The 5,558-nt window shown below is 60.7% G+C and carries 6 protein-coding genes; all 6 read left to right on the forward strand.

Annotation, left to right across the window (positions count from 1 at the left end; all coding sequences use genetic code 11):
* Positions 1–1,509, forward strand: a 1,509-nt coding sequence (locus AC6FTP_RS25055) for a hypothetical protein (protein WP_497209636.1), incomplete at its 5' end; no start/stop codon positions are given.
* Positions 1,510–1,641: 132 nt separating this feature from the next.
* Positions 1,642–2,472, forward strand: coding sequence for a 3-deoxy-8-phosphooctulonate synthase (kdsA, locus tag AC6FTP_RS25060; RefSeq protein ID WP_497209637.1), 831 nt, complete (start codon positions 1,642–1,644; stop codon positions 2,470–2,472).
* A 1-nt stretch (position 2,473) separates the two neighbouring features.
* Positions 2,474–2,992 carry an LptA/OstA family protein gene (locus AC6FTP_RS25065; protein ID WP_497209638.1) on the forward strand — a complete coding sequence of 173 codons (519 nt, stop codon included), beginning with the start codon at positions 2,474–2,476 and terminating at the stop codon, positions 2,990–2,992.
* A gap of 1 nt (position 2,993) precedes the next feature.
* Positions 2,994–3,971 carry an LptA/OstA family protein gene (locus AC6FTP_RS25070; protein WP_497209639.1) on the forward strand — a complete coding sequence of 326 codons (978 nt, stop codon included), beginning with the start codon at positions 2,994–2,996 and terminating at the stop codon, positions 3,969–3,971.
* Positions 3,972–4,124: 153 nt separating this feature from the next.
* A complete protein-coding gene (gene lptB / locus AC6FTP_RS25075) occupies positions 4,125–4,838 on the forward strand; it encodes an LPS export ABC transporter ATP-binding protein (protein WP_497209641.1) in 714 nt (237 codons plus the stop codon).
* 56 nt (positions 4,839–4,894) lie between these two features.
* Entirely contained in the window at positions 4,895–5,485 is a 591-nt protein-coding gene (gene hpf / locus AC6FTP_RS25080) for a ribosome hibernation-promoting factor, HPF/YfiA family (protein ID WP_497209640.1), read from the forward strand.
* The last annotated feature ends 73 nt before the right edge of the window (positions 5,486–5,558 follow it).

Here is a 5,558-nt window from a genome sequence, read left to right on the forward strand (position 1 = left end):
ACCATCACCACCTGGGCCACAAACTTGTTTGGAGATTCTGAGAAACTCCAGTCCACCATCACCATTCATCCTCTGCCTTTCGGTGTCCCTGGTACCTTCGCAGGCCCCGTGGCTCGCAGTCAGGTGATGAATGCCAATCTTGGTGGCCGCTTTGACATGACCGTTACCTCCCTCGGCGCCCTCTCCGGGAAAGTCACCCTCGGCAGCACTGCCGCCCGAGGCTTCAAAGGCAACTTCATCATGAACGTGGACAACACGGGTGCAGTCGTCGGCACGCCCACCGCTACCGTCATTGTCCCCGCTACCAAGACAGACCCGGAACTCACTCTGAGCTTCAAGCTCACCATCGTCCAGTCACCGGTCGCCGTTCCTGCTGCTCCTCCCATCGTCACCATTACCAATGCTTCCATCACCTCTGCTGCAGGTAATGTAGCCTTCACTGGCTGGCGGAATAACTGGGCCACCAAGGCCGTGGCCAATGTCTCCCACCTCCCCACCGAGTATGTCGGCCTCTACAATATCGCCATCTGCCTGCCAGACGGCAATATCCTCATCGGTGACAGTGCATCCGTGCCGCAGGGGGCTGGTTACGCATCCATCACCGTCGCCGCTGCTGGCACCTACAAGCTCGCGGGACGCACTCCGGATGGTGAGACGCTCACCAGCAGTTCCTATGTCGGCCCCACCGGCCAGCTCTTCCTCTTCCAGACTCTCTACAAGACGTCCACCAAAGGCTCTGTCCTCAGTGATGACGCAGCCACTCCGCAGATCGAAAACATTCAGATCGTCACACGCGCTGTGCCGAATCCGGCTGACAACGATGTCACCGGCATCATCTCCCAGGTCCGTGCCCCAGACTCCGCAGCCACCAGCAAGGCTCGCACCTATCGTTCTGGATTTGGCACCACTCAGGTGCTTGCCGGAGTTCCCGCTGCTACCGTGACTTTCCCCGTCAATTTCACCGTCATCGGCGGTCGTTACATCCCACCAGTCAAAGACAGCACCACGGTCCTCATGGGCATCGACACCACGGCTGGCGTCACCAACAATGCCGAGCTCATGTTCAGTGAAGATGGAGACGCTGACAACTCGCCCAGCCAGCCCGGCGATGTCGTCACCAGTGACAATCCAGACATCACCGTCAGCATCGGTGCCGCCAGCAAAGTCACCGTGCCGAAGAAAACCACTACTCCGACTGTCGTGAATCCAGCCGGAACCACTCTGACTGCGGCTGCCGCCACCGGTGTCTTCAGCGGCAAATTTGCCTTGGAAGACAACAATCCCGTGAACGGCCAGTCTCCACCAGTCGTGAAGCGTTCGGCCAGTTACTTCGGCCTCATCATCCGCGCCCGCGTCGATGAGACCACCACGACCGAGTTCGGCACCGGATACTTCCTCATCGATCAACTGCCGCAGAACCTCGTGGCTCCCACAACGACGCCGACGACTTCGCCCCGCACCTCCGGCATCGTCACCTTCAAGCCTGTCGCTGGCTCCACGGTTCACTGATCCACTGCCCTCCGAGCAGGCATGATGAAAATCATGCCTGCTTTTTCTTGCCTGTTGTCAGTCCTGCGCCCGCTCGCTAGCATCCATCCAGCATCGGCATGGGGCCGCTGCCATTCCCCTCACAGTCCTCGCATGTTTTCGCTCCCAGTGGTTCAGGTTGGCTCCGTCTCCGTTGATGGCTCAGAGCCTTTATTCATCCTCGGCCCCTGCGTCATCGAGAGTGAAGAATTCATCTGGGATATGGCGGACCGTCTCGGGGCACTCGCCAACAGTCTGCGGCTGAAATGGATCTTCAAAGCCTCCTACGACAAAGCCAACCGCAGCGCCGGCAGTTCGTATCGCGGCATCGGTGTCAAAGCGGGCTGCCAGCTCCTTCAGCGCGTCGGCCAGAAGCTTGGCGTCCCAGTCACCACTGACATCCACTCCCCTGAGGAGGCAAAAATCGCCGCCGAATACATCGATCTCCTCCAGATTCCCGCCTTCCTCTCCCGCCAGACCGACCTCATCCTGACCGCTGGCGAGACTGGGCGTGCCGTGAATGTCAAAAAAGGCCAGTTCATGGCCCCATGGGATGTCAAAAACATCGCTGAAAAGCTCCAGTCCGTCCGCTGCCAGAACTTCCTCTTCACCGAGCGCGGCACCACCTTTGGCTACCAAAATCTCGTCGCCGACATGCGTTCCCTCTACTGGATGAGGGAGCTCGGCTACCGCGTCATCTTTGACGCCACCCACTCCGTGCAGCGCCCAGGCGGCCTCGGCACTACCACCGGCGGTGACGGCAAGCTCGCCCCCGTTTTAGCCAGGGCCGCTGTCGCCACAGGCTGCGATGGCGTCTTCATCGAGACTCATCCCGAGCCCGCCAAAGCTCTCTCCGACGGCCCCAATCAGATCCCTCTCGCCGAGTTGCCCCAGGTGCTCAGCCAGCTTCGAAAAATCCACGCCCTCGTTCAGGGGGACCAGTGACATGATCCGCGCCTCCTCCAGCATCACGCGTCACCTCGTCCTGGTGGCCCTTGTCGTCGCCTCCATACCGTTGCTCGCTCAAGACGCCGCACCGGAGAGTTCCATGGCCTCTTTTGGGAAAATGATCCCAGAGGGCTTCATCAACCGTGGGGTCGTCATCCCCTCCTTCGATCAGGCGGGAAAAAAGACCTCCGAACTCCACGCAGAGACACTGACCCGCATCGACGAGGAGCGTCTCCAGGCCACCCGCGTCATCATCCACATCTTCGCCGCTGATCCCGCACAAAACATGCGCATCGAGCTCCCCAGCGCCACCTTTCACCTCACCGACCACCTCCTCCGCAGCGGCGAGCGCTGCACCGTCACCCGTGCCGATTTACAGACATCGGCGGACTCCCTCGTCTTTGATACACGCACCTCCATCGGCAGCATGAGCGGGCGAGTTCGCACATTGATCTTTGACACAGGCACAGTCTCGCACGATTCCAAGACTGACCAACCCGCCAAGGCAGCGAACTGACATGAAAACCCTCCACCTCCTGATTCTCATCCAGCTGGGATGGTTCGTGTCCCTGCATGGCCAGGGGGCCAGCCGGCTCTCCACCCCCAGCAGTAGCGACACAAAAAAGCAGCTCGAGCAGGCGGCAGAGCGTCTTCGTCAGGCTCAGAAGAGCGGTGAACTCGACCGAGCCAAAACCACCGCCAAAGATCTCCTCAAAAGCCTCCCCCCCGGCGTCACGGATGCCGCCAAAGCAGCCCTCCAGACACCCGAGGCACGCGCCCAGGCCATCGAGGCCGCCAAAGCCGCCGCAGGCAGCGCCCTCCCGCAGGTCCAGGGCATGATCGGTGGTCAGACCGCCAGCCCCCCGCCGGCAGTAGCGCCCGCTCCAGCTCCAGCCGTCCAGGATCAGCCGCCGCCCGCCCCCTCAGGTCCGGCTCCAGGCGCGCTTCCTCCGCTGACCCCAAGCACCACGGCCAAAGGAGCGCCCACCATCATCATCGAAGCTGACCGCAGCGACTTCGATCTCAACACCGCCGTCTTCATCTACAGCGGCCACGTCCGTGCCCGTCATCCCGACTTTTACATCGAGTGCGAGGAACTCGAAGTCCACATGGTCAAAGAAGAAAGCGTCCAGGCCAACAAAGGCCAGGCACCAGCGCCCAAGAACCCGCTTCTCGCCAAAAGCGGCAAGAAGGACGACAAAGATCCCCCCATCAAAAAAGCCATCGCCCGCGGCCCCATGGTCATCATCGAAAAGCGCAGCCTCGAAGGCGACATCCAGCAGGGCCGCTGCAAACGCCTCGACTATGACGGCGCCACCAAGGACATCGTCCTGAGTGATTATCCGCAGGTGCAAAAGGGCAATGTGCTGCACATCGCCACCACCGCCGATACCGTCATGATCTTCGACAAAGAAGGTCGCCTCCGCACCAATGGTCGTCCGCGCACCGTCATCCTTAGCGATGACCAGCCCGGCACCCCGAACAACGGACAGTGATTCCTCATCCTCGTGGCCCGTTCCAAGCGCAAAAGCACTCCCGCCTCCACCCCGCCGCTCTGGCAGGAGGAGATCACCGCACGCGTCGATAGCCGTCCGGACTTCCCTCCAGCCTCTCAGTCGGAGCCCGCTCACACCGTCGGCGCGCGCCTCCTGCACACCGAAGGGCTGAAAAAAGTTTATGATGGCCGTGCCGTCGTCAACGGCGTGGACATCGAAGTCAAAGAAGGAGAGATCGTCGGACTCCTCGGCCCGAACGGGGCAGGGAAGACCACCACCTTCTACATGATCGTCGGCCTCGTCCGCCCCAATGGCGGCAAAGTCTTCTTCAACGGAGCCGATGCCACCGAAGAGCCCATGTATAAGCGTGCTCGTCTCGGCATGGGTTACCTCCCCCAGGAAGAGTCCATCTTCCGTCGGCTCACGGTCAGAGAAAACATCCTCGCCGTCATGGAGACCCAGCCCTTCAGCAAGCAGGAGCGGGAAGAGCAGTGCCAGCAGCTCATGGAAAAGTTCGGCATCGACCACGTCGCCGACAATCCCGCCCTCACCCTCTCCGGCGGTGAAAAGCGCCGCCTCACCATCGCCCGCAGCCTCGTCACCGAGCCTAAATTGCTCATGCTCGATGAACCTTTCAGCGGAGTTGACCCCATCGCTGTCAGTGAAATCCAGGACATCATTCGCATGCTGCGCCGCGCCGGACTCGCCATTCTCATCACGGACCACAATGTACGCGAAACACTCAACATCGTGGACCGCGCCTACCTCATTTATGAAGGCCAGGTCAGGCGACATGGAACCAAGGAATTCCTCGTCAACGACCCCGAGGCCCGCCGTCTCTATCTCGGTGAAGACTTTACCATGTAGTCCGCACTGATTCAGCTTTCCCAAACCATCACCCCCCAACCTAGGAGGACACCACCATGCAAAAGCACAACGTTAACCTGCCCATCATCGTCACCGGACGCCACGTCGATATCACCGAGGCCATCCGCGATTACGCCCACAAGAAAGTCGAGAGCCTCCACCTCGACTACCCGCGCATCATCGAGGCCAAAATCATCCTCGACGTCCAGCAGCACCGCCAGATCGCCGAAATCATCCTCTTCTGTGCCGACCACATCGTCATCGAAGTCAAGAGCACCACGGAGGACATCTACTCCGCCATCGACGAATCCATCGCCAAGATCGCCCGGCGCATGAGGAAGTACAAGACCCGCCTCCTCAAGAGCCACCGCCCGCGCAAAGACGGCAGCATCCGCCACATCGAAGAGCAGGTCTTCCACGCCGAAGTCCTCCACACCACTGAGGAAGACCACGTCGAGCCCGCCTACGTCCACGCCGAGAAGTACAAAGTCCGCCCCCTCTTCGCCGACGAAGCCATCATGGACCTCGAGCTTAGCGACCGCCCCTTCATCATCTTCCACAACCAAAAGACCCACAAGCTCGCCGTCATGTTCCGCCGCAAAGACGGCGACTACGGCCTCGTCGAGCCCGAAGACAACAACCAGTAATCTTCCCCCGCCCCATCACCGTCCGAAGCCCCTCACCGGGCTTCGGACTTTTTTTTGCCGCCCGGTCTCAGGT

This window comes from Prosthecobacter sp. (genome assembly GCF_044378005.1).
Classification (GTDB): Bacteria; Verrucomicrobiota; Verrucomicrobiia; order Verrucomicrobiales; family Verrucomicrobiaceae; genus Prosthecobacter.

Excerpts from the sequence above, each read along its gene's own strand:
- AC6FTP_RS25070 (WP_497209639.1), top strand. The coding sequence starts at position 2,994 with ATGAAAACCCTCCACCTCCTGATTCTCATCCAGCTGGGATGGTTCGTG.
- AC6FTP_RS25065 (WP_497209638.1), top strand. The coding sequence starts at position 2,474 with ATGATCCGCGCCTCCTCCAGCATCACGCGTCACCTCGTCCTGGTGGCC.
- hpf (WP_497209640.1), top strand. The coding sequence starts at position 4,895 with ATGCAAAAGCACAACGTTAACCTGCCCATCATCGTCACCGGACGCCAC.
- kdsA (WP_497209637.1), top strand. The coding sequence starts at position 1,642 with ATGTTTTCGCTCCCAGTGGTTCAGGTTGGCTCCGTCTCCGTTGATGGC.